Genomic DNA, 264 nt, shown 5'->3' with positions numbered 1-264 from the left:
ATAGACAAGTAAAAAGTTATCCCACGTGCTAGGAATGCTCCAAAGCGGTTTTTTGCTGAGCGTGCGGTGTATTCTCCTAACCATGCCAGAGCAAGAAAGAGTACAATGATGATAACACCTGTTAGAAAACCACCTTCTTCAACCATGACGGCGAATATTGAGTCTGTATGACTGGCAGGAAGAAAGGATCGCTTGACTAAACCATTACCAAATCCTCGGCCCCAAAATCCACCGTTTCCCATGGCCATACGCATATGGTAATCG

The 264-nt window shown here is 45.1% G+C and carries 1 protein-coding gene; it reads right to left on the bottom strand.

Annotated features, from left to right (window positions below; genetic code table 11):
* On the bottom strand, positions 1 to 264 hold a 264-nt coding region (locus tag MN204_RS20875), incomplete at both ends, for an FtsW/RodA/SpoVE family cell cycle protein (RefSeq protein WP_249872964.1).

It is taken from the genome of Oceanobacillus saliphilus (genome assembly GCF_023522835.1).
GTDB lineage: Bacteria > Bacillota > Bacilli > Bacillales > Amphibacillaceae > Oceanobacillus > Oceanobacillus saliphilus.
Note: the sequence above shows the minus strand (reverse complement) of the source record. Positions and strands in the feature narration are given on the sequence as shown.